The organism is Arcicella sp. BE140, from assembly GCF_031456255.1.
Taxonomy (GTDB): Bacteria; Bacteroidota; Bacteroidia; order Cytophagales; family Spirosomataceae; genus Arcicella; species Arcicella aquatica.
The window spans coordinates 30,312-53,757 of the sequence record NZ_JAVDUE010000021.1; the positions used below are offsets into that span (position 1 = coordinate 30,312).

At 35.4% G+C, this 23,446-nt stretch carries 20 protein-coding genes; 8 read left to right on the forward strand and 12 right to left on the reverse strand.

Features of this window, described 5'->3' with window-relative positions; translation table 11 throughout:
• Positions 1-80 precede the first annotated feature (80 nt).
• The 3 genes from J2Y60_RS22090 to J2Y60_RS22100 form a co-directional block, all read right to left on the reverse strand.
• Positions 81-2,582 (reverse strand): DPP IV N-terminal domain-containing protein, encoded by a 2,502-nt coding sequence (locus tag J2Y60_RS22090; protein WP_309923598.1) that lies wholly within the window; start codon positions 2,580-2,582, stop codon positions 81-83.
• A gap of 1,561 nt (positions 2,583-4,143) precedes the next feature.
• On the reverse strand, positions 4,144-5,793 hold the full coding sequence (locus J2Y60_RS22095; RefSeq protein WP_309923600.1) for an OmpA family protein: 1,650 nt from the start codon (positions 5,791-5,793) through the stop codon (positions 4,144-4,146).
• 58 nt (positions 5,794-5,851) lie between these two features.
• Positions 5,852-6,433 (reverse strand): TIGR00730 family Rossman fold protein, encoded by a 582-nt coding sequence (locus J2Y60_RS22100; RefSeq protein WP_309923602.1) that lies wholly within the window; start codon positions 6,431-6,433, stop codon positions 5,852-5,854.
• A 543-nt stretch (positions 6,434-6,976) separates the two neighbouring features.
• Here J2Y60_RS22100 and J2Y60_RS22105 point away from each other — a divergent pair.
• Complete coding sequence (locus J2Y60_RS22105) at positions 6,977-8,068, forward strand: acyltransferase family protein (RefSeq protein ID WP_309923604.1); 1,092 nt, start codon at positions 6,977-6,979, stop codon at positions 8,066-8,068.
• Between the two features lie 28 nt (positions 8,069-8,096).
• On the opposite strand, the gene J2Y60_RS22110 is transcribed toward J2Y60_RS22105, so the two are convergent.
• Positions 8,097-9,002, reverse strand: a complete 906-nt coding sequence (locus J2Y60_RS22110) for a TIGR01777 family oxidoreductase (protein WP_309923606.1) — start codon at positions 9,000-9,002, stop codon at positions 8,097-8,099.
• Positions 9,003-9,201: 199 nt separating this feature from the next.
• On the opposite strand from J2Y60_RS22110, the gene J2Y60_RS22115 reads away from it, so the two are divergent.
• Complete coding sequence (locus J2Y60_RS22115; RefSeq protein ID WP_309923608.1) at positions 9,202-10,014, forward strand: lysophospholipid acyltransferase family protein; 813 nt, start codon at positions 9,202-9,204, stop codon at positions 10,012-10,014.
• 4 nt (positions 10,015-10,018) lie between these two features.
• Entirely contained in the window at positions 10,019-10,720 is a 702-nt protein-coding gene (gene recO / locus J2Y60_RS22120) for a DNA repair protein RecO (protein ID WP_309923610.1), read from the forward strand.
• 17 nt (positions 10,721-10,737) lie between these two features.
• Here the strand turns inward: recO and J2Y60_RS22125 are convergent, their stop codons facing one another.
• The 5 genes from J2Y60_RS22125 to J2Y60_RS22145 form a co-directional block, all read right to left on the reverse strand.
• Complete coding sequence (locus tag J2Y60_RS22125; protein ID WP_309923612.1) at positions 10,738-10,917, reverse strand: hypothetical protein; 180 nt, start codon at positions 10,915-10,917, stop codon at positions 10,738-10,740.
• A gap of 9 nt (positions 10,918-10,926) precedes the next feature.
• Entirely contained in the window at positions 10,927-12,123 is a 1,197-nt protein-coding gene (locus tag J2Y60_RS22130; protein ID WP_309923614.1) for a hypothetical protein, read from the reverse strand.
• A 28-nt stretch (positions 12,124-12,151) separates the two neighbouring features.
• Positions 12,152-12,883 (reverse strand): LPS export ABC transporter ATP-binding protein, encoded by a 732-nt coding sequence (lptB, locus tag J2Y60_RS22135; RefSeq protein ID WP_309923616.1) that lies wholly within the window; start codon positions 12,881-12,883, stop codon positions 12,152-12,154.
• 63 nt (positions 12,884-12,946) lie between these two features.
• On the reverse strand, positions 12,947-14,671 hold the full coding sequence (recJ, locus tag J2Y60_RS22140; protein WP_309923617.1) for a single-stranded-DNA-specific exonuclease RecJ: 1,725 nt from the start codon (positions 14,669-14,671) through the stop codon (positions 12,947-12,949).
• Positions 14,672-14,760: 89 nt separating this feature from the next.
• A complete protein-coding gene (locus J2Y60_RS22145) occupies positions 14,761-15,351 on the reverse strand; it encodes a NifU family protein (protein ID WP_409014244.1) in 591 nt (196 codons plus the stop codon).
• Positions 15,352-15,789: 438 nt separating this feature from the next.
• On the opposite strand from J2Y60_RS22145, the gene mutL reads away from it, so the two are divergent.
• The 4 genes from mutL to J2Y60_RS22165 all read left to right on the forward strand — a co-directional run bounded on the left by mutL (position 15,790) and on the right by J2Y60_RS22165 (position 20,784).
• The gene (gene mutL / locus J2Y60_RS22150; protein ID WP_309923619.1) at positions 15,790-17,679 is read left to right on the forward strand and encodes a DNA mismatch repair endonuclease MutL; all 1,890 of its coding nucleotides are present in this window, start codon (positions 15,790-15,792) and stop codon (positions 17,677-17,679) included.
• A 37-nt stretch (positions 17,680-17,716) separates the two neighbouring features.
• Complete coding sequence (locus tag J2Y60_RS22155; RefSeq protein ID WP_309923621.1) at positions 17,717-18,727, forward strand: M28 family peptidase; 1,011 nt, start codon at positions 17,717-17,719, stop codon at positions 18,725-18,727.
• Between the two features lie 226 nt (positions 18,728-18,953).
• Positions 18,954-20,051, forward strand: coding sequence for a glycine cleavage system aminomethyltransferase GcvT (gene gcvT, locus J2Y60_RS22160; RefSeq protein ID WP_309923623.1), 1,098 nt, complete (start codon positions 18,954-18,956; stop codon positions 20,049-20,051).
• Between the two features lie 28 nt (positions 20,052-20,079).
• Entirely contained in the window at positions 20,080-20,784 is a 705-nt protein-coding gene (locus tag J2Y60_RS22165; protein ID WP_309923625.1) for a 2-phosphosulfolactate phosphatase, read from the forward strand.
• Between the two features lie 80 nt (positions 20,785-20,864).
• On the opposite strand, the gene J2Y60_RS22170 is transcribed toward J2Y60_RS22165, so the two are convergent.
• Positions 20,865-21,560 carry a DsbA family oxidoreductase gene (locus J2Y60_RS22170; RefSeq protein ID WP_309923627.1) on the reverse strand — a complete coding sequence of 232 codons (696 nt, stop codon included), beginning with the start codon at positions 21,558-21,560 and terminating at the stop codon, positions 20,865-20,867.
• Positions 21,561-21,804: 244 nt separating this feature from the next.
• Here J2Y60_RS22170 and J2Y60_RS22175 point away from each other — a divergent pair, with 244 nt between their 5' ends.
• On the forward strand, positions 21,805-22,389 hold the full coding sequence (locus J2Y60_RS22175; RefSeq protein ID WP_309923628.1) for a DUF4136 domain-containing protein: 585 nt from the start codon (positions 21,805-21,807) through the stop codon (positions 22,387-22,389).
• Positions 22,390-22,409: 20 nt separating this feature from the next.
• Here J2Y60_RS22175 and J2Y60_RS22180 read toward each other — a convergent pair whose 3' ends face one another.
• Complete coding sequence (locus tag J2Y60_RS22180) at positions 22,410-22,919, reverse strand: cupin domain-containing protein (RefSeq protein ID WP_309923630.1); 510 nt, start codon at positions 22,917-22,919, stop codon at positions 22,410-22,412.
• Positions 22,906-23,373 (reverse strand): RES family NAD+ phosphorylase, encoded by a 468-nt coding sequence (locus J2Y60_RS22185; protein WP_309923633.1) that lies wholly within the window; start codon positions 23,371-23,373, stop codon positions 22,906-22,908. Before J2Y60_RS22185 ends, J2Y60_RS22180 begins: the two co-directional genes overlap by 14 nt.
• Positions 23,374-23,446: the final 73 nt, after the last annotated feature.

Sequence of the window (23,446 nt, forward strand, 5' to 3'; positions counted from 1 at the left end):
GAAAAATTCGGTACAAATTTAACCTTAAAATCAGCGAATTAGTTTTAAAAAAGCTTTATTTTAAGATTAAGAAAATGAAATTATCGTTTTCGTTCTATTTCTTTATTCATTTCTTCGATGTCTACACTCCTATCACTGAAATCATCTAAAAGATATTTAGTGAAGTGGTCAGCCATTTTCCAGAAGAAATATTCCGTCATATCTCCAAAACCATGGCGTTGAGTAGGCAACGTAAGCATCTCAAAACGCTTGTTGGCTTTTATCAAAGCATTTACCACACGAATAGTATTAGCAGGGTGCACATTATTATCAATTTCTCCGTGAATTAATAACAATTTACCTTTCAAATTCTTAGCAATCTCAGGGTTTTTTTCGATGCTATAAACAAAACTCGTATCATTTTTTTCAGAAATAATTTCCTTTACACCATGGTGTTTTTCAGACCACCAACGGTTGTAAATACTATTGTCATGGTTCCCTGCATTACTAACAGCCGCTTTAAAAAAGTCTGGATAGACCAACATCGCAGCAGTACTCATAAAACCACCTCCACTATGTCCATGAATACCAACTTTGTTGATGTCGATAAACGAAAACCTGTCGGTTAACTGTTCAATCGCCGCTTTTTTATCTGCTAAACCATAGTCTCTTAGGTTGCCATAACCATAATTATGGTACCATTTGCTACGAGCAGGATTACCCCCACGGTTCCCCACCGTAATGACAATAAAACCTAATTGAGCCAAGCGGTCTATCCTATCCATGCCCTTACTGAAAGACTTATTAACGCTTTCTGTTTGTGGACCAGGATAAACATATTCTATGATTGGGTATTTCTTAGTGCTATCAAAATCATAAGGCTTGTACATTACGCCGTAAAGGTCAGTGATACCATCATCAGCTTTTACTTTAAATGTTTGTGGGAATTTATAACCTGCTGATAGTAAAGATGATAAGTCAGTAGTTTCTAAATCCAAGAGCTTTTTACCATCTGTGTTGTATAAAACCGCTTTAGGCGTAGTATTCACCCTTGAAAAATTATCAACAAAATATAGCTGATTATCATTGATGCTAGAAGCATGGTCAAAATTTCCTTCGTTCAGCAATTTCAAGCCTGTTCCATCAAAATTTACACGGTAAGTGTGTAAATAATAAGGGTCTTCGTTGCTTTCGCGGTTATTGGCAGTGAAATACAGCACTCGTTTTTTCTCGTCAATACCTATGATTTCTTCGGTATGAAAAGCCCCCGATGTTATTTGATTCTTCAATTTTCCTGTTTCATCATACAAGTAAAAATGTCCCCATCCGTCTCTTTCACTCCAATGAATCAATTCTTTTCCACCATTCACCAAACCAAGCTTGCGAGTTTCCAAATAAGTATTCATTCGCTCTTCTATAATGGGCTTTACAGTGTTCGTCGTTACGTCTGCTACCATTACATCAATGCTTTTTAAATCTCTGCTGGCACGAGTCAGATAGAATTTATCTTTCGTCCCCAACCATACATTAGCACGATAATCATCATCTCGAGTATTGGCAAGGGGGGGAGTATTCCAAATACTAATGCTTTGGTCTTTGAATAAATCGGCATTCAATTCTAATTGACTTTTACTGGCAACATCGAAGAGAATGATATTTTCTATCGGGCTATCTTTCTCACCAGGCAACCAATACTTATAAGTTTCTAGCGTCGGTCGTGGGTCTGCCACACTGTTGATTACCCATATATCTTTTACTTTTCTGTTATCAGTACGAGTCATCACAAATTTCTTGCTATCAGGACTCCAAAAGATAGAAGCGGGCTTGCGTTTGTTTTTATTTTTCTCTTTGTCAACATTGGTTTCATTGTCACCAAAAGATAGAGATTCACGATGGTACCCAAAGTTTTCTACACCATCTTTTGTCAATTGAATTTCAACGATGGTACTATCTTCTTCGTTTTTGAGGGCTTTCTCATAATTGAGTTTATCCATCAAATACAAGTTCTGTTTTTTACCGAAAATGATGGTATTGCCATCTGGAGAGATACTTGCCCATACTGGTTTTTTCTTAGGCTTTTTGAAATCACTTAACTCTACTAATTCGGTTGTGTTAAGGTTATATTCAAAGTAAAATACCTTTTTCACTTTTGGTTTTTCCTTGACAACTTTAGCATCTTTCTTAGCGGTTGAATCTTTCTTTTCAACTAAGTCTTGCGTACTTTTTACTTCAAACTGAATCCAGTTTTCATCACGGACAAAACGCATACTATCCAGTCCCAAGTGTTGTGCATCAAAAGGGTCTTTTACAATTTTAGTGATGGCAGCCGCCAGTTTTTCATTATCAAAAAGAAGTTTCTTTTCAGCCTTTAGCGGGTCGACGATATACCATTTTTTGCCTTCGGTAGTTTCATAAACATACCAAAAGCGGTCTGATTTTTTTAGCCAGTGTGGATCAACGCTGGTCGAGAAAATCATTTTGTTTAATTTTTTAGCAGAAAACTTAGCCGCTAATGCATAGTTTGCTTTTACTGTTGAGTGTTGAGCATAACTCGAAACAGACGCTACCAACAGTAGCATCAAAATAAAGGAGAGCTTTCGCATAATGATTTTTAAATTGTTTAATGAAGTATTTCCTCAAAGATAAAAATCTATCGTCAAAATCAGGAAGGTTTTAGCTATAATTGAGCTTATCAATAGGTTATTGATAAGTATTTGTAGATAATAAAGTTTTTGAAAGTGTATTTGTTGACCAATTTTATTTGATTTACTAAGTTTTAAGACTAATATGGTAAGGAAGAGAATAATGAGAATATAAAATGTTCTTAAAAATTATAGTTTCTAAGAACTGAAATGGTTGGAATATTACTACCTTGTCAAACATTTCTATAAGAAATATTGAGATAAATAAAGAGAAGAAATAAACTTAAATCTACGAACATGGAACTCATAACTCGCTTTTGGTACCTACAAAAGAAATCCCAAAATATCGTTCTAATAATTATATATGTTCCATTAAATATGATTAGTCTTTTTAATTACTATAAAACAGTAATGTCAGGGATTGAGGTTAGCTTTTCACTAGAATATATGTGGTTTGGACTGCTAATCTATTTACCTATTACGTTAATTGTGCTTTTTTTAGGACCATATGCTTACTTACAAAAACAAAATAGAGAAAAGAAAGACATGTCAAATACACTGTAAATGAAATATATAAGACTTATAACCCGGTTTTGGCTCTTACAGAGAAAATCTAATAATCTATTTAATTTGCTCTTTTTTTTCCCATTAATTACTGTAGGTGTTTATAATTACTATAAAATAGTAATGGCAGGAGTTAAGGCGAGTTTTTCACTAGAATATATATCGTTTGGATTATTTTTCTATTTGCCTATTACGTTCGTTATTCTTTTTTTTCCTCCATATGCATATTTACAAAAACAAAATAGAGAAAAGAAAGACATGTTAAATACACTTAAATGAAATATATAAGACTTATAACCCAGTTTTGGTATCTACAGAAGAAATCCAAAAACCTAACTCTCTTATTTGTTTTTTTTCCATTAAATAATGCAATGCTTTTTATTTATTATAAAGTTGCAATGGTTGGCAGTGAGCTAGTACCATTATTAGGTTTTTGGCTACTTATGTATATTCCTATGATTTTCATGATAGTTTTCCTTCGACCAATAGCTTACTTACAAAAACAAAATAGAGAAAAAAAGACGTGTAATTAACCATCAAACGTTGACCAAAATAATAGTTTTTTGAAAAATAAGAAACAAAAAATCCTCAGTAATTTATCTACTGAGGATTTTTGTATTTAATCTCTTTTACTATTCTTCTTCTCTTGCTTAGCCGCTCTTTTTTCTTTAAGTGTTTTAGCAGGCTCTTTTTTTACTTCCTTTATGGCTCCTTTATCCTTTGACATAGTTTTATGTGTTTTAGTTAAATAAAATTAGTTTAAAATCAATAATAATCTTGTGTGTAATACTTTTTGTTTTTATAAACAGATAAAAAGAATCAGCGAATAAAATCAGCGGCAATAAGGTGGATTTTTTTTACCCGCAGATTTTTGGAGATAAATATCGCAGATAGAAAAGAATCCTATCAATAAAATTTTATAGCCTAATGCTTACAGCCTATCGCCTAAACCATAAAATCAATTCTTCAAAATTTCAAATTCTACCCTTCTGTTAATAGCTTGGTTTTCAGGGGTATCATTCGCTACTTTTGGTCTGTTTTTACCATACCCTTTTGCCGAAATTCTTTCAGCAGGTACGCCTTGTGTCAATAAATAATTACGCACCACATCGGCACGTTCTTGTGAAAGTCTATTGTTTACTTCATCCGAACCTACATTATCCGTATGTCCACTTACCTCTGAAATCAGCTTAGTATTCGTTTTAAAGAAATTGGCTATTCTATTCAACTCTGGGTACGATTCTGGTTTTAAATTAGCCTTACCAAATTCAAAGAAAATATTATTCATTTCAACTTTAGTACCAGCTTCAATAGGCTTTACAGTCATATCTTTGCCTTCTACTTCAAGGTATTTTCCCGTAATTTTACTTAAATCAATGTTCTGGGAAGTGCCAATATAGCCATCAATTTTAGTACTGATACCATAATTCTTTCCATAAGGTAATACTACTTTGTAAATACCAGTTATAGGGTCAGGCGTAGCAATCCCTAATTCTTTACCTGTGCTTAAATCTTCATAAATGATTTGCGCATTTTGTGGAATTTTACCTGTTTTACCATCAATTACTTTTCCAGAAACCAAAACAACGGCATCTGATTTGGTAGGAGCTGGCTGAACAGGTCTTCTATCTTGCGATTTCCTCGTTGGATTTCCCCCGATTGGTGTACTTTCACTCGGCTTAGGTTCTATAGGTTTGTTAATTTCTAATTTTAACCTGAAAATATCCTTTTTCCCTAAAGAATTATTACCCGAAACAAAATATGCATAATCGCCAGCAGCCGAAATCGTGTAATAAGCATCGTATTGTTCCGTATTAATAGGCTCACCAATATTGATAGCTTCTGTCCAATGAATCCAACTATCATCCTTTCTTTGGGCTACCCAAATATCATTACTGCCCTTTCCTCCTGCTCTATTGCTCGAAAAATAAAGCGTTTTACCATCAGGAGCTAAAAAAGGCGTAGTCTCGGTGAAATTAGTATTGATTTCATCTCCTAAATTCATTACCTCTGACCACGAACCATCGTTTTCTAGAAAAGAAGCATAAATATCATCTTCATCAGAGTTTTTCTTTTCCGAAAAAGCCATCAATAGCACCTTTCCATCATTTGAAAGAAAGCCGTATTCATTTTTACCTTTACTGAGGCGTTCATATTTAGGAATAATTACCTTTTTAGGAATTTCCCAACCATTGGTAGATTTCTTAGCAATAGAAAAGCCCCGTGTTTCATATTGTCCATTCACATAAGCCCCCTTTAATAAAATAGTTTGTCCGTCGGGCGAGATACTCAGAATAGAATTATATTGATCACGGTTTAAGCTTTCAGGCATCCTTCTAGCAGTTGACCATGCCCCCATTACATTTTCAGAAAACCAGATGTCTTGTGAACCCGCAATTTGGTCTGTACCTGCTACACCATATTTATTTTGTGGATGATTTTTTCTGCCGAAATACAAAATCCTTCCATCTGGAGCAATCACAGGATTTAATTCAGAGTATTCAGAATTAACAGCACTCCCCAAACTTTCAGGCTTGTTTTGAGCCTTAGATTCGGGTATACATGGCAAAACAATAAGGGAAAAAATAAGAAATGTAATATTTTTCATAGCTTGTGTGGCGCAATCTTCATTTACTTTTGAACGAAAAATAGCCTAAAACATTGTTTTAGGCACGTTCTATCCGTTTGCCAATGATTTCGCCTTCGGTAGCATCATTACGCATTTTTTCTAATAAAGATTCAATATTATCGTCGATAATCAAGAAGTTAAGATTAACGGCTCTTACAAAACCTTCAGAAACCATCTTGTTTATCATCATAATCAAATCGTCATAAAAGCCATTAGTATTAAGCAACCCTACTGGCATACGATGAAGCCCAATTTGTCGCCAAGTAAGAATTTCAAATAATTCATCCAATGTGCCCCATCCTCCAGGTAAAGCGACAACGCCATCTGCTTTTTCAGCCATCAATTGTTTACGAACATGCATTGATTCTACCACGATACACTCGGTTAAACCTGTATGTTGTACTTCCCAAGCTTCCATAAAAGAAGGAATGATTCCGATAGCCTCTCCGCCATTGTCAAGTACAGCATCAGCCACAGTACCCATTAAGCCAGCTTTGCCTCCTCCATAAACTAATCGTAAATCTTGCTTAGCTAGTGTTTCTCCTACCTCTTGTGCAGTTTTATTATAAATTTCATTGTTGCCATACGAAGAACCACAATAAATTAAAATGTTTTTCATGTGAATTATGTAGCTAAAAAACTAAAAGCTCCTAGCAATTGAATAAGTTAAAATGTAAATCTCAGATTTGTTCAAAGATAAAAAAACTGTGAGAATAACCGCAATTATATAACCATTAAAAAACGCTGATGAAGATTCAGAATATGGAAATAAATAGATGTGCTAGATTATTATAAAATAAAATAGCTTTCAGAAAACTAAAACCATAGCAAAATTGTAGAATTTGATTACTTTTGATGCATAAAAATCTGTAGACTACTAGGAAAACAAAAGTATCAATTGAACCGCCCAAATTCATTGATAAAAGAGGAAATGACGTGTCAGTTCCTTTATTAAAATTTACTTTACAATATTAAGCAACCGCCTTTTTCATTAAAATCCCTTTATCGAAATATTGCTTTTATTAAAAAAAGAATAGACCGAAGGCTATGCCATTGTTGGCAATAGTTTGAGATTACTATGACAAATAATATTTGATGGGAAAGTACCTATCAATAATACACCCAAACTTTGATAAATAACGGCCCTTTTAATTATCTAAAGATGAAAAACAGAGAATCAAACATTGAGCTATTGCGGATAGTGTTAATGATTATGATTATTACTCACCATATTATTGTTCATGGTTTTGGCCTTGAAAATATGGTGAATGATTTCTTTCACCATGATAAAAACAAACTCTATTTTGGACTATTCATCAATAGTTTTGTCATTGTTGGCGTAAATACATTCGTATTTATATCCGGATATTATGGAGTGAAATTTAAATTAAAAGTACTTGTCTCTATTTTGTTTCAGGCACTTTTTTATTCATTGATCATTTCTCTATTATTTGCAGTTTTTAATCATTCGATGTTTGATTGGGAAGACTTAGTTAGGTCTATTTTTCCGATTTCTGGTAATGTTTGGTGGTATTTAGGCGTATATTTAGCCCTCTACTTTATTTCTCCATTTCTCAACAAAGGTGTTGATGGCATTGAAAATAAACAACTTATGTTTTTATTATTGGGGTTATTATACCTAGACTGTTTCGCGGGTTTTATATTCAAAACAGTGTCTGGCGATGGATTTACAATTTTTCATTTTATTACAATTTACATCCTTGCCAGATTTCTGAGAAAGATAAACATTATCATCAAAAAACCCATTCGCTTCTTTCTAGTCTCGGCACTTGTACTTTTTTGTGGTACACTATTTTTTGTCGATATTCATAAGTTTGCTTTTGTTTGGCGCCTATTCTCCTATAACAATCCATTATTGATATTTGCAGCGATAATGCTTTTCTTTACTTTTAAAAATATTAAAGTCCAAAGCAATTTTATCAACCTGATTTCAAGCGCAGTTTTTGGAATTTACCTGATACACGAACACCCCCTGATTAGGAAAGAGATAGCTCATTTCATTAGTCAGGTCAGAGGCAAAGAATCTCTTTCACTTTTGATGCTATATATCGTTTGTACTATCGCTACTATTTTTACGATAGGTTCACTCATAGAATTGTCAAGAAAAGCTATTTTTACCAAAATAGAAGATAAGTTCAGTTTAACGTGGCAAAAAAACAGCGTGATTGTGGATGTAAAAAAGCAATGTTATTCATTTATCAATCGCTTAAAAATAACTAAACCTACCACTTGACGATTAAGGACAAAACCCTGTTATACTATTACAACAAATCTTTTAAAGCCTTTTTTACATAGATAAACTTGTATTGAAAATTGGTTTCAGAGGATACTCTTTGATTGAGGACATAGTTTCCACCTAATACCACATCAGCTAATTCGCCAAAAACTATTTTCAAAGCCCATGCAGGAACATTTGGCATAAAAAATGGCTTTTTCAGTATCTCAGCAGAGGTTTTAGTTAATTCAAAATTAGTAACAGGATTAGGAGCAACGGCATTATAAGCACCATTCATGGTATCATCTAGAAGAGATTTTATATAAAGCTCGCATAAATCATCAATATGAATCCAAGATTGATATTGTTTGCCAGTTCCCAAAGCTGCCCCAATGCCAAAACGGATAGGCCCCAGAATTTTTGCTAAAACCCCGCCTTTAGTACTTAATACAATTCCCGTTCTAAGTTTTACCGTTTTGATACCTAATTTTGATACATTATCGGCCATCGCTTCCCATAAGATGCAACATTCAGCTACAAAATCGTCACCCACAGGAGATTCTTCTGTAATGTGTTTCGTACCAGTATCAGCACCATAAAAACCAATGCCCGAGGAGGAAGTAAAAGCTTTGATTTTATGTGGAATGTTTTTTAAATGGGTAATAATCAATCTTAAAGACTCCGTTCTGCTATCAATGATTTCCTTTTTTCGTGCATCAGTCCATCTACTATCTGCTATGCCCGCACCTGCTAAGTGAATTAGATAATCGGCTTCTAACAAAGCCTTTGTGTCTAATATGCCTTTATCAATATCCCAATGATATATTTTTATCTTGCCTGTTTCATCTGTAGGTTTTCGGCTAAGGTGAGAAACCGTGAAACCTTTAGACAATAATATTTGGCTAAGACGTGTGCCAACTAAACCCGAGCCACCAGTGATGAGTACATTCATAATTGTATCAAGATTTGAGAAAATAGGAAAAAAGCCTTTGTTAAACATAACATGAAAAGCTTCAATAGGTTATCAAGAAGAACAATTTTTTAAACAATATACCAAAAATTATCTATCTTCGATTTTACAAGTATTGATTATTTGAATGAATATATCGAATTTAACGCTTAGGAAAATACTTATTGATAAACCATAAACAATGAATGAACATATAAAAAAACTACTTCCGATGATTGATGTCTTCGGTTTTTTTGAACGAGATCCCTTTGGCAATTCGATGTTTTTAAAACGCATTATTATGATTGTGTTGGGGTGGGTAACTTACTCTCGTATCAGAGGCATCAATAAAACCAACATTAGCGGAACAGAATATTTGGAGGGACTTCCAACAGAAGGTGTGCTTTTTTTATCGAATCATCAAACCTATTTTATGGATGTAATTTGCCTCTATCATATTTTCTTTAGTGTAAAATGGGGGTTCAGAAATTCAGTCAATTTTCCTGTTTATTTATTAGCACCACGGTCGAAGGTATTTTATGTAGCAGCTTCTGAAACGATGAAAGATGGTGGCTTGATACCAAGGGTTTTTTCGCAGGCAGGTGCTATTTTGGTAAATCGCTCTTGGAGAGAAAAGGGCAAGGATGTTAAAAAAGAAGTAGATACTTCGGCAGAAGATAAAGTAGGTAAAGGTTTATCGTATGGTTGGGTGGTAAGTTTTCCACAAGGAACGACTACCCCCTATGCTCCGCTAAGAAAAGGAACGGCTCATTTGATTAAAACCCATAACCCGATTGTTGTACCCGTTGTAATTAATGGCTTTCGTAGAGCGTTTGATAAAAAAGGGTTACGGTTTAAAAAAAGCAATACTACGCTATCTGTTACCTTTAAAGAGCCTATACGTTTTGATGCAGAAATGCCTGTAGAAGAAATGATGGATATTTTAAGAGATAAAATAGAACAGAAAATCCCTGTGGATAAATTAGTTTGGCGTAGAGAAGAACCCCAAGCATAAAAGTATGTTGAATAAAACACGAGGCATCGTAATAAATTATATTCGTTACCGAGAAACTTCTGTAATCGTGAATATTTTTACAGAAGAATTTGGGATACAAACGTATATTGAAAATGGTGTTAGAAGTGCCAAATCCAAAAACAAAATAGCACTTTTTCAACCCCTCACTTTATTAGATTTGGTGATTTATCAGAAAGGAAAAAATACAGCAGCCAATAAACAAATTCATCGGATAGCAGAGATTAAGTGTAGCACGCCTTTTCATACCTTACCTTACGATATTTATAAATCATCAATAGCGCTTTTTATTACCGAAATTCTTGGAAAATCATTAAAAGAGGAAACAGGGAATCATTTTTTGTTTGAATTTCTCCATAATTCTATCCTATGGCTAGATGAAGTAGAAGAACATTTTGAGAACTTTCATTTGCAATTTTTATTGCAATTAGGTACGTATTTGGGTTTTTCACCTGAGAATGCGCATGAAATATCCAATGAATTAAGGATTCATAATTTGCCTGTCCTTAATCAAACACTCGAAAATCAATTAGATGTTTTATTGAATACACCCTATCACCAATCTCCTAAAATAGACCGCCATTCAAGGAATCAGTTATTAGAATCCATTATCTTATTTTACAGACTTCATGTGGATACTTTAGGAGAAATAAAGTCTTTAACGGTTTTGAAGGAAGTGATGAGGTAAGGGGAAAAATATTGAGTTTAATCTCTAAATGGCATTTTTCTATCTTGGCGACTTAATTCAAAACTTTCCATAAAGCTGTCAAAATTATCAATAGTTTTGCCTCCCTTTTCAAGAACACTCTGATGATGAGCAATTTCTGTTTCACTTAATTTAAGATACTGTTTAAGAATCTCTTTGTTCAATTCTGTTTTTGGCATGAATATAAATTATTTAAAAATAATTACATCTTTGTTTTTTGAAGCATAGCCTTCTTCTACTAAGATGGCGCCAACATAAGAAGCAATAGCAGTTTTAGTAATATTATTAATTAACCATTCTCCTAAACTACCTGAAGGAGTCGATGTCCTGCTTGTACCAATACAAACTGTTTTACCAAGGAATGTATTCAGAAGCATTTGATATTGCTCATTAGAAACGAAAGCAATGTTTTTTGAACCAAAATTAATCTTTGTTCCATTTTCTACAGAACCATCATATTCAAAGGTGCTTTTTCCACCCCAAGTTGGTAATCTTTTTGTAGCCTTATTAAACTTAAGGTGATTTGCTTGTGAAACATCATATCCAATCATAAATAAAGCTGATTCAAATGCTCTTAATTGTTCTCTTGAGTCAATTTTGCTAAATTTTGATTCTGTTTTGTCCAAAATTTCCTTTAATAACCAATTGGCTCTGATATTATTTTCAGTATGTTTTTTATTTTGAGTTAGTAGAGGAAAGGTATATAAGTTATTGCTTGGGTTCCTCTTGTTATCTATTCCATAAACATCTCCTTTTGCATTTCCAAAAGCGAATAATAATTCTGATGGAATAATACTTAAACCTTTTTCTTCGCAAAACATTCTTACCAAAAGTCCTAAAGCCGCACCTACACGTCCATCATATATTACAAAATCATTCACTAGCAAAGAATATATTTTTGTGAAACCAGCAGTCATTATTATATCTTCATAATAGCTACCTTTTGTATCAAATATATTAGGATTTAGCTTATCGGTACAGTTTTTCAAATATGAAGAAATATCTGCTCCTAATGCCTCTACTTTTTGTTTATTTCCATGCATTACTCCACCCCAGTCTAATATGGCAATACAGTATTTTTGACATAATTCGGAATCATTATTATCTACACTTTTTCTCAACCCATCACCTAACTCTTCCAACAAGACTTTACAATCTTCAAAGGTTTTTCCTGTAAATCTAATCTGTCTAATTGGGTGATAACAAGTGAAGCCCCATTTGTAGTTTTCAAAAGCAGAATAAATAGAATTACATTCCCAAACAGAACCTTTGGGGCGTTTCATCATGTAAGAATGTATAAAGCTATCATCTCCATCTAATTTAGGTGCAATCCATTTGATGAAAGCTTGAACAGGTTCTTTACTTAGGAATTCAATCTTATTCATTTTGTAGTATTTTGGTTATACTTTATTGCTAAATCTTCCGCTTCAATTCAAAATGTTTACCTAAATATAATCGTCTTACTTGTTCGTCATCTGCAAGTTCTTGAGGGGTGCCCGCTTTTAATATTTTTCCTTCAAAAAGTAAATATGCACGGTCGGTGATAGATAGCGTTTCATCAACGTTGTGGTCGGTAATCAAAATACCGATATTTCTATATTTTAACTTAGCTACAATCCCTTGAATTTCCTCTACCGCAATAGGGTCAACCCCAGCGAATGGTTCATCTAACAAAATGAATTTCGGGTCAACTGCCAAGGCACGAGCAATTTCTGTACGACGACGTTCGCCACCTGAAAGTACTTGCCCCAAATTTTTACGAACATGTGTCAACGAAAACTCTTCCAAAAGCTGTTCTGTTTTTTCACGTTGCTCATGTTTAGAAAGCTTAGTCATTTCTAGTACGGCCAAAATGTTTTCTTCCACCGAAAGCGTTCTGAAAACAGAAGCCTCTTGTGCCAAATAGCCAATACCTAGCCTAGCACGTTTGTACATGGGTAGATTGGTTACTTCTAAATCGTCCAGAAACACTTTACCTGAATTTGGCTTTACCAAGCCCGTAGCCATGTAAAAAGAGGTAGTTTTGCCTGCACCATTAGGGCCTAGCAGTCCCACGATTTCACCTTGTGCTACTTGGTAACTAACATTATCATTTACGACACGCTGTCCGTACTTTTTAACTAAATTTTCTGTTCTTAAAATCATGATTTGAATCAGAAGGATAATCCTCCTATTAATTTTAATATTTTAGGCTAGCACATCAGCAATCTAAACTTTAATATCCTTCAACATCAACTGAAAAGACTTTCTGCCTTGCCATTCATTAATTTCAATGGTATAACAAATAGAAAAAGGCTTGCCTTCGTGTAAATGATTAAAATAATCCTCCACCATTCCGAATCCTACGCAAGTATAAGCGGGGGAGCCTTCTTGAAAAACATTTATTTTCAAATGCTTCTCTTTCATTTTAATGGGCTGTCCATGTAAGTAAACATTTTCTGAAACAAAAACGGGTGTCATATTTTGTGGACCAAAGGGCGACATCTGACACATGATTCTGTGAAATTTATCTGAAATTTCTATCAAAGGCAATTTCAAATCAATATCAATCATAGGCGAAAGCTGTTCAGGTAATATTTTTCGATTGACAACTTCTTCAAATTTACGCCTAAAATTTTCTATCTCAGAGATTTCCAACGTTAAACCTGCCGCAAAAGTATGTCCTCCAAATTGAATTAAATGCTCTGCACATTCTTCGATAGCATCATACACATCAAAACCTGGTACAGAACGAGCCGAACCCGCAGCATGACCATGTGACTCTGTAAGAATGATAGTGGGACGATGATATTTTTCAATACATCTGCTCGCTACAATACCGATAACGCCTTTATGCCAATCATTTTTGAATAATACGGTACTTTTAGCACTCTTCAATCCAGCATTGTCTTCAATAATAGCCAACGCTTCGGCGGTAATATCTGTATCAAAACCTTTTCTATCTGTATTATGTTTGGCGATGATATTGGCAAAATTGGTGGCTTCTTCTTCGTCGTCAGTCAATAATAAATTAACGGCATCATAAGCGTGCTTTATTCTTCCTGCAGCATTAATTCTTGGCCCTAGTCCAAAAACCACTTTGGTAATATCCATTTTCCCTGCCAAACTTGCCGATTGCATCAATGCCTTTAATCCAGTTCTTGGATTTGAATTCAATTGTTGCAAACCATAATAAGCCATAATTCTATTTTCGCCTGTAATAGGTACAATATCACAAGCAATAGAAGTAACCACAAGGTCTAGATAAGGTAATAACAATGTTTCTGAAATACCGTGCGTTTTACAATAAGCCTGTAATAACTTAAAACCGACGCCACAGCCTGTTAATTCTTTGTAAGGATAAGGGCAATCTGCTCTTTTAGGGTCGAGAATCGCCACTGCTGGAGGCAAGTCATTATCATCGGGACGGTGATGGTCGCAAACGATAAAATCAACGCCATGCTCTTTGGCCCAAGTAATTTTCTCTTTTGATTTAATACCACAGTCTAAACTAATAATCAGCCCAAAGCCTTCGTTAGCAGCTTTTTCAACACCTGCCTGCGAAACCCCGTAGCCTTCAGCATAGCGGTCGGGGATATAAAATTCTAAAGGACAGTCAGACGCATTTTGATAAACGTGGTTTTTCAAGAAACCATAAAAAGTAGCTACCGAAGTAGTGCCGTCTACATCGTAGTCACCATAAATCATTATTTTTTCGCCAGATGCAATCGCTTTTGTCAACCGTTCAACGGCAACGTCCATATCCTTCATCAAAAATGGGTCGTGCAGATTAGAAAGGTCTGGTCGGAAAAATGCCTTAGCTTCATCAAAGGTATTAATTCCTCGCTGAGCCAAGAGCGTAGCAATTTCTGTTGAAACATTGATTGCCTCAGCTACTTGTTTGATTTTATCAGTGGGTGGAATGGGTTTATAAATCCAACGTTTTTCTGTCATGACGCAAAAATACAAAGACCTGCAAGGTTTCGGAAGCCTTGCAGGTCTAATCTATGTAATTTAAGAAAAATTAAGCCTAAAGAACGTTTTTATACGCCTTCTGCTACTACTTCTTTTACTTCTGGAACCATACGGGTTAATAAATTTTCAATACCTTGTTTCAAAGTCATCGTTGATGATGGACAGCCAGAGCATGAGCCTTGCAATAATACTTTAACAGTTCCTTCATTGAAAGAGTGAAAATTGATAGCACCGCCATCAGACTCTACCGCTGGACGAACATATTGGTCTAACACAGCTTTGATTTTAACTACCGTTTCAGAATCTTCCTCTCCTCCTATCACATCATTTGCAGCAATTGTCGACTTTGTGAAAACTTCTTTTTTCTCTTCAAAGAACCCTTTCAAAAATTGTTTCAAGCCGAATAATTCATCTTCCCATTTTGTCTCTTCATCTTTCGTAACTGTGATGAAATTAGATGAAATGAATACTCGTTTGACAAAATCAAAGCCAAATAAAGCTACAGCCAAGGGCGACTCTTTGCCTTCTGCTACTGCATCTGATGGCGTTGCGAAATCGAACGATAAGCCTTCAGGAGCTACAATAAAGTTTAAAACAAACTTCATTGAATTTGGGTTTGGGGTTGATTCTGTATAGATTAATATCTGTTGTTTTAACATGAGTTCTATTTAATTTGTATCTTGATTGGGGTCTAATATCAATACGATTCGTTAATCATAACACTAACAAGCTATTAGTGAACAGTTAAAATGTAAAATTAGTTTTAAGAAATGTATAAATGTTAGAACAGCCTAAAAAAAATAACATTTTATGAGGCTATTGCTTAAAAAATTGCTAAATACTTACTGAAATATACTTATTTTCTTCTACGCTGGTTATTGGCAAGTGTCTGTTAATGAGTTACTTTATCTGATTATACCCTAAAAAGCTCTCTTGCCGAACATGATACTTTATGCCCTGATAATAAGTCAATTAGCTACTTATCCACACCAAAAGTAGATTTTTTGTTGGCATTCCCTGCATTTATCACGAACTTAGAGGGACAATTAGGGTAATCACCGTTGTTAAAAGAATAACCTAAAATACGTTTACAGAAAATGTTAGATATCATCCAACTGCTTCCTGATTCGATAGCGAATCAGATTGCCGCCGGCGAAGTCGTACAACGACCAGCTTCTGTGGTGAAAGAGCTTTTGGAAAACTCCATAGATGCCCAATCCACCAGCATTCAATTAATCGTTAGAGAAGCAGGAAAAACCTTAGTGCAAGTGATTGATAATGGCTTAGGTATGTCAGAAACCGATGCCAGAATGTGTTTTGAGCGACATGCTACTTCCAAAATTCGTTCCTCAGAAGACCTTTTCAAAATCAGAACAATGGGATTTCGTGGCGAAGCCATGGCATCTATTGCCGCTGTAGCACAAGTTGAAATGCGTACCCGTAGAGCAACAGATGAACTAGGCGTTTTGATAAAAATAGATGCCTCAGATTTAAAAGCACAAGAGGCAGTTTCTACTTCAGAAGGGACGAGTATTCAAGTTAAAAACTTGTTTTTTAATGTACCTGCCCGCAGAAACTTCTTGAAGTCAAATCCTGTAGAGATGCGTCATATCATCGACGAATTTCAACGAATAGCTTTAGCCAATCCTGAAATTTCTTTTACATTACATCACAACGATACCGAAGTATATAATTTACCAGCAGGAAAACTAAGCCGAAGAATTGTAGATTTATTCGGGAAGGGCTATCGTGAACAATTGGCTTCTTGCGAAGAGGAAACCTCTTTCGTAAGTGTCAGAGGGTATGTTGGTAAGCCAGAGTATGCTAAAAAAACACGTGGAGAGCAGTTCTTTTTTGCTAATAACCGTTTTATTAAAAATAGCTATCTGAATCATGCTGTGATGAGTTCCTTTGAAGGCTTGATTCCCGAAGGTTCGCATCCATTTTATGTACTTTTCATTGAAATAGATCCGATTCATATTGATATAAACGTTCATCCGACTAAAACCGAAATTAAGTTTGATGATGAACGTACAGTATATGCTATCGTACAAGCTGCTGTTCGGAAATCGATGAGCCAGCATAATTTAATGCCCTCTTTAGACTTTGAAACAGACGTAAACTTTACCAATAATATTTTCCAGTTCACTGGCTCGCCTTTTGAAAAGACGAAGGAGGTTTCGACAGTAAATGGGTTTAGCAGACCCGAAGCGCCTTTTAGAGAGCGAACAAATCTGACAAATTGGAATAAATTATACGAAGGACTCAACCGTCAGCTAGATGATTTTGAGAAAAAAGAACCATCGATAGAACAAACCCAAGCAGACTTTGGCATTCCTAGCGAGGCTACTTCCTTTTTATTGAAAAGTAAAGCAAACGATATTGGAAGTGACCGCCCTCAACGAGCGTCGCAAGATTCAGAGGCTACTACCTTCCAAATCCATAATCGCTATATTATTTCTCAGGTAAAATCTGGGATGTTGTTAATAGACCAACGTGCTGCCTATGAAAGAATTTTGTATGAAAAATTCTCTCAACATTTACGCAAAAATGGCGGTGCATCACAGCAATTGTTGTTTCCGACAAAAGTAAAATTGACCACAGCAGATTTCCATTTGTTGTTGGAGATTCAAGATGAAATCAGAAACTTAGGTTTTGTCTTGAGCGTAGTAGAACACGATTCTTTTATGGTAAACGGCATTCCTGCCGACTCGCCCGAAGAAAACGAGCAGGAAATGATAGAAGGTATTTTAGAGCAATTCAAACAAAATGAATCTGAACTACACCTTGATAAAGCAGAAAACTTGGCTAGAGCAATGGCAAAACGCTCGGCTGGTCGCTTTGGGAATCATTCCTTGACGATTTTAGAGATGAATACCTTAGTAGAACAACTTTTTGCTTCTTCAAATCCAAGCTATACGCCAAGTGGCGAATTAACGATGAAGATTGTTTCTTTATCAGAAATGGCAAGTTTATTCTTGCGTTAATCATCAATTTTAAAAAGACTTATTACAGAAATTAATAATGAAAACGAATCGAATAGCATTACTCCTATTGGCAATTTTTGTTTTTTCAGGGGTTGCAGTTTATTTTAAATCTTGTCAAGAAAAAAGTACTTCAGAAAGCATTCCTGAGGAAGAAATAACCCTTAATCCTGCTCCCGATTTTAATGCAGACTCTGCTTACGCTTTTGTTGAAAAGCAAGTAGCATTTGGCCCAAGAGTAAACAACACCAAAGCCCACGACGAATGTGCCGCTTGGTTGGTTGCCAAATTAAAACAATTTGGTTGCGAAGTAACTACTCAAAATTTTGTAGCAACTACTTTCGATGGTAAAAAACTAAACTCTCAGAACATTATTGGATCGATTAATCCAACTGCCACAAAAAGAGTTTTACTGACTGCTCACTGGGATGCTCGTTCTATCGCTGATAAAGACTCTATCAATAAAAATAAAGCCATAGATGGTGCTAACGACGGAGGAAGTGGCGTAGGCATATTGTTAGAATTAGCCAGAAATATTCAGCAAGCCAAAACAAAACCAAATGTAGGAATTGATATTATCTTTTTTGATACTGAAGACGTAGGCGAGCCAGAGGATTATAAAGGCGAACACGGACAAAATTCTTGGTGCTTAGGTTCGCAATATTGGGCAAGTCATAAGCATAAAGATAATTATACGGCTTACTACGGAATCAATTTAGATATGGTAGGTGCCAAAGGCGCAGTTTTCCCACACGAGGGTACTTCTATGCAATATGCACCAATGGTAGTACGCAATGTTTGGGACATTGCTAGCAGATTAGGCTATTCTACCTTATTTATTGATGCAGATGGTGGAGGTTTGGTGGACGACCACGTCCCAGTAAACGACGTAGCCAAAATTCAAATGATTGATATTATAGAGTTGCGCCCGAACGACCCTAAAACATTTGGCGCTTATCACCATACTCACCAAGACAATATGTCGGTTATTGATAAAAATACTTTAAAGGCAGTGGGACAAACCGTTTTGACTGTTTTATATCAGGAGTAGCTGTAGGCTTTGAGCAATGAGCGGTGAGCTTTGAGCAATGAGATGTGTCGTGCTTGCTTAAAGCATAATGCTTATCGCTCACTGCTCATTGCTCAAAGCTTACAGCTTTTTCACACATTATTTAAACCTCTCAGGATACTTTGTTACTTTTGTGAAAAATATAACAAAAGATATTCTTACTATCCATATAATTTTGGATTCATTTAGCAATTTCAATCAACATCCAATGGAACAAACAGAAGTTTTAAAATATGTTCATCTTAATGATGTTCATGTAGCGCTTGGTGCAAAAATGGTACCTTTTGCGGGGTATTCGATGCCAGTTTTATATTCAAACCTTATTCAAGAACACATTGGAGTACGTACTTCGGTAGGTGTTTTTGATGTATCGCACATGGGCGAGTTTGTTGTAAAAGGTGAGCGAGCAACCGAGTTTTTACAATATGTTACTTCTAATGATGTTTCGGTATTGATTGATGGAAAAGTGCAGTATTCATGTTTGCCAAATGATAAAGGAGGAATTGTAGATGACCTTTTGGTATATCGTTGGAACGAAAACGAATATTATTTAGTAGTAAATGCTTCAAACATCGAAAAAGATTGGAATTGGCTACAACAGAACAATACATTCGGTGTAGAAATGGAAAATATTTCAGACCGATTGAGTCTCTTTGCTGTTCAAGGGCCTAAAGCCATTGATACATTGAAAAAATTGACAGATTTAGATTTGGAGTCGATGGAGTATTATTCTTTTAAAGCGGGAACAGTAGCTGGTATTGACGACGTATTGATTTCTTCAACAGGTTATACGGGTGCAGGTGGTTTTGAAGTATACGTTTGGAACAAAGATGCGGAGGCTATGTGGAAAGCTATTTTTGAAGCAGGAGCCGAATTTAATATCATGCCTGTGGGCTTAGGTGCAAGAGATACCTTGCGTACAGAAATGGGTTACTGTTTATACGGAAACGATATTGATGATAGTACTTCTCCGATTGAGGCAGGCCTAGGATGGATCACTAAATTCAATAAAGAGTTTATCAATTCTGAATTTCATAAAAAAATTAAAGAGAACGGCCCAACACGTAAATTAGTAGGCTTTGAAATGATAGATAGAGGGATTCCTCGCCAACATTATGAAATCATGGATGCCGCAGGCAATATTATTGGTGAAGTAACTTCAGGAACACAGTCGCCAACCTTAAGCAAAGGTATTGGCATGGGCTATATTACTAAGGAATATACCAAAGTAGGGTCTGAAATATATATCAATATCCGTAATAAATATTTAAAGGCAGTAGTGACCAAAATGCCTTTCTTAAAGTAATTAGTCTGTATTAGATTCTTTTGAAATTATGCAAAAAATTGACGTTTGTATCAGTCCCGAGTTATTACATTTATATAATATCGAAAATTCAATAGTTGTTGTAGTAGATATTTTTAGAGCGACTTCGTGCATGACAACTGCTTTTGCCAATGGTGTAGAAGCAATTATTCCAGTATCGAGTATTGATGAATGTATTAGTTATCAACAAAAAGGATACTTAGCCGCTGCTGAACGTGATGGAAAAACGCCTGAAGGGTTTGATTTTGATAACTCACCTTTCAGCTACATGACTGAAAAAGTAAATGGTGCAACCATCTGTGTTACTACTACTAACGGTACGTTGGCTATCACAAAATCTAAGTCGGCTGTAAAAGTAATGGTTGGGTCTTTCTTGAATTTAGGGGCATTAGCCAATTATTTAAAAGACCAACAATACGATATTTTGGTATTATGTGCAGGATGGAAAGGGAAACCAAACTTGGAAGATACACTTTTTGCAGGAGCTTTAGTAGAACGTTTACAAGAAGAATTTATGGTAGAAGATGATTCTGCGTTGATGGCGTTACGTCAATACGAATTATCAAAAAATGATTTATTATCATTCGTTGCGTCGTCTTCTCACGTAAAAAGATTACAGCGTTTGGGTATTCAAAAAGATATTGCTTATTGTTTACAACATGACTTATACGATGTTTTACCCGTAATGCGTGGCAATACATTAGTAAAAATGTAGCACGAGTTTTCAACTCGTGACCAACGAATATTAATTTGGTGGAGGTAATTTAAATACCTCTACCAAATTAATATCTTACCCTAACAATTCTCACCATCTATATCACAAACATCTCCCGAAATCGCCGCTACTTGTTTTTCTTCAGCTAGTTTTTCAAAGATTTCTTTAAAAACCGCTGAAGGCTGTGCACCCGAAACAGCATATTTTTTATCAAAAATAAAGAAAGGGACACCCGATATACCTTGTTGGCGGAAATAGTGCATTTCTTCTTTTACTTCATCAGATGCTTCATCTGAATTAAGAATACCCAACGTTTTTTCAGCAGACCAACCGAATGGAGCCATCACTGCTACTACAGCACTTTGCTCGGTTAAATCTACTCTATCCACAAAATATGCCTTCATCAAAGCTTCTTTTACTTCAGCTTGAATCCCTTCATGCAAAGAAACCGTAAGTATTCTATGAAAAGCAAAAGTATTGATAGCCTTTGGAAGATTTTCGAAGTCAAAATCTAAATCAACTGATGAGGCCGCCTGTTCAACCTGATGAAATTTTTGTGCATAATTAGGGCCAAAGCGGTTTTCCATATGTGTACTAAAAGGTATTCCTTCCGTAGGCACACTAGGATCTAGTTGAAAAGGATGGTAGATAACTTGCAGATTACAAGAACTTTGTGTATCTTCAATAGCTTTTTCTAACCTTCGCTTACCGATATAACACCAAGGACATACGATGTCCGAAACAACATCTACACGAATTATTGGTTTTGTATTCATTTTTTAAAAATTATAATTCCTTACTTATCAAACAAAGACCTATAAAATTTGATTTAATCTTTTAAATCAAAACTTTTATAACTGCTGATTAAATCACCACTAGAGAGACTATTCTTAAATTTTTACGTACTTATTATTAGAACGGCTTTTTGCCTTTGAAAATTCATTTTTGTTTTTAGATTCCAGAAAATCAACTAAAAATCAAATAGTTATAAGTTTCAAGTTTTAAATTAATGTTTACGTTATGAAAAAAATCTATCTTTTCGCAGTAGTCGCACTCCTTGCTTTAGTGTCTTGTAATCGTAACAGTTTTCAAATTGGTTCTGCTTGTCATAGAGAAATCGAAGATGAGGTATTCAAGCCAAACTATCAGTCATTCACAACGGTTGAAAAACAGTTTACCATGATTGATACAACCTATAAATTTCAAGCAGTGATTGATGAAATAGGCAATCAGATGAAGCTAAGGGGTTATGCTGACTCTAAAGAGCAACCCAATTTGATTGTATTCTATGCACTATTTCCAAGTGATGTAAACCTTTCGGTACTCCAACGTTCTTTTAGAGGACTAGGTAAGGAAAGCATGAATGAAGAACTAAGAAGAGTAAAACTCAGAAAGGGTACGCTCCTCTTACAGTTTGTCGAAAACGACAGTAATCGTCCAATCTGGATGGGCTATGCGGCAGGTATAGCAGCGCCAGAAACACATGCTATTGATGAAAAGGCATTGAGAATAGCTACTCGTCAGATTTTCGATAATTACAGAATATTTGCCAAAGATTATATTGCAGGTAAACCTGTCACAACACAGGTAATGGCTTTAAAATAATGATAAAAGAACATAAAGGTTTAATAAGTAAGCATTGTTATGATGTCCTCGTGTTGAGGAAATAATTGTAACAATGCTTTTCTATCTTTCATTTCAAAATCTGCAAAGTCAAAACCCGGAGCAACCGTACAGCCTACTAAGCAATAAGTATTTTCTTCAACGGGCTTTGAGCCAAACCATTTTCCAGCAGGAACCACTGCTTGGAATACCTCGCCCTTATCAGGATTATTCCCTAATCGAATTATTTCCAAAGTACCGTTATCATCCAACACATAAATATTCAACGCACAACCTGTATAAAAATGCCACATTTCGTCAGACGCAATTCGATGAAGCGCTGATATATGATGACTCTCTAACAAAAAATAAATACCCGTCGAAAAACTTCTATCTCCCTTAAATCGTGTTGGAAGAGCCGTTTGAGGAATATTTTCACTCGCCCGATACGTTTCTGCAAAGTATCCACCTTCTGGATGAGCATTCATTTGATAGTTTTCAATCCAATATTGGGCGTTTTTAGTCGATGACATCCTTGAAAAATCTTTCGTCAAAAGTGAATGGTTCTATGTGTTTAATCTTAATATCAAAAAAATTTGGGTGCAAAGGATTGATAAGGTAATTATATTCTTGTGCAACAATCGCAGAGGGTACCCCCAAAGCAATCGATTGCTCAGTATGAAACCATTCATCTGTATAAGAAGCTAATATGCCTGCTTCAAATATTCTAGCCCAATCGTTGGGTAAACTTGTTGCATCCAGCAACGTAATTTCGTTATCTGGCACTTCTAAGGTGATGATAGCGTACTCGTCTTGTGGGTAATATTCACCTAAATGTACTAATACCTCTAATAAAGCGAGAGACCTGTGTGAAGCGGTATAGAGCACCGATGTGCCTCTCCTATTCCAGCGCTGTCCTTTTAAACTTGCTCCGAAACCCGATAAATCGCGGGCTCTTATAAGTTTACTAATTCTAAAAACTTCCATGTTAAATGTGTTAGGGCGTAGTTAAGTAACAGTTTTTAGTTGTGAGTGATGAGTTGTGAGCTATCCACCGATG

Bases quoted from the DNA above. Each gene is read 5' to 3' on its own strand.
- J2Y60_RS22105 (WP_309923604.1), top strand. From the start codon at position 6,977: ATGAAAAACAGAGAATCAAACATTGAGCTATTGCGGATAGTGTTAATG.
- lptB (WP_309923616.1), bottom strand. From the start codon at position 12,883: ATGATTTTAAGAACAGAAAATTTAGTTAAAAAGTACGGACAGCGTGTC.
- J2Y60_RS22090 (WP_309923598.1), bottom strand. From the start codon at position 2,582: ATGCGAAAGCTCTCCTTTATTTTGATGCTACTGTTGGTAGCGTCTGTT.
- recO (WP_309923610.1), top strand. From the start codon at position 10,019: ATGTTGAATAAAACACGAGGCATCGTAATAAATTATATTCGTTACCGA.
- J2Y60_RS22145 (WP_409014244.1), bottom strand. From the start codon at position 15,351: ATGTTAAAACAACAGATATTAATCTATACAGAATCAACCCCAAACCCA.
- J2Y60_RS22095 (WP_309923600.1), bottom strand. From the start codon at position 5,793: ATGAAAAATATTACATTTCTTATTTTTTCCCTTATTGTTTTGCCATGT.
- gcvT (WP_309923623.1), top strand. From the start codon at position 18,954: ATGGAACAAACAGAAGTTTTAAAATATGTTCATCTTAATGATGTTCAT.
- J2Y60_RS22185 (WP_309923633.1), bottom strand. From the start codon at position 23,373: ATGGAAGTTTTTAGAATTAGTAAACTTATAAGAGCCCGCGATTTATCG.
- J2Y60_RS22130 (WP_309923614.1), bottom strand. From the start codon at position 12,123: ATGAATAAGATTGAATTCCTAAGTAAAGAACCTGTTCAAGCTTTCATC.
- J2Y60_RS22155 (WP_309923621.1), top strand. From the start codon at position 17,717: ATGAAAACGAATCGAATAGCATTACTCCTATTGGCAATTTTTGTTTTT.
- J2Y60_RS22110 (WP_309923606.1), bottom strand. From the start codon at position 9,002: ATGAATGTACTCATCACTGGTGGCTCGGGTTTAGTTGGCACACGTCTT.
- recJ (WP_309923617.1), bottom strand. From the start codon at position 14,671: ATGACAGAAAAACGTTGGATTTATAAACCCATTCCACCCACTGATAAA.
- J2Y60_RS22165 (WP_309923625.1), top strand. From the start codon at position 20,080: ATGCAAAAAATTGACGTTTGTATCAGTCCCGAGTTATTACATTTATAT.
- J2Y60_RS22180 (WP_309923630.1), bottom strand. From the start codon at position 22,919: ATGTCATCGACTAAAAACGCCCAATATTGGATTGAAAACTATCAAATG.
- J2Y60_RS22170 (WP_309923627.1), bottom strand. From the start codon at position 21,560: ATGAATACAAAACCAATAATTCGTGTAGATGTTGTTTCGGACATCGTA.
- J2Y60_RS22125 (WP_309923612.1), bottom strand. From the start codon at position 10,917: ATGCCAAAAACAGAATTGAACAAAGAGATTCTTAAACAGTATCTTAAA.
- J2Y60_RS22115 (WP_309923608.1), top strand. From the start codon at position 9,202: ATGAATGAACATATAAAAAAACTACTTCCGATGATTGATGTCTTCGGT.
- J2Y60_RS22100 (WP_309923602.1), bottom strand. From the start codon at position 6,433: ATGAAAAACATTTTAATTTATTGTGGTTCTTCGTATGGCAACAATGAA.
- J2Y60_RS22175 (WP_309923628.1), top strand. From the start codon at position 21,805: ATGAAAAAAATCTATCTTTTCGCAGTAGTCGCACTCCTTGCTTTAGTG.
- mutL (WP_309923619.1), top strand. From the start codon at position 15,790: ATGTTAGATATCATCCAACTGCTTCCTGATTCGATAGCGAATCAGATT.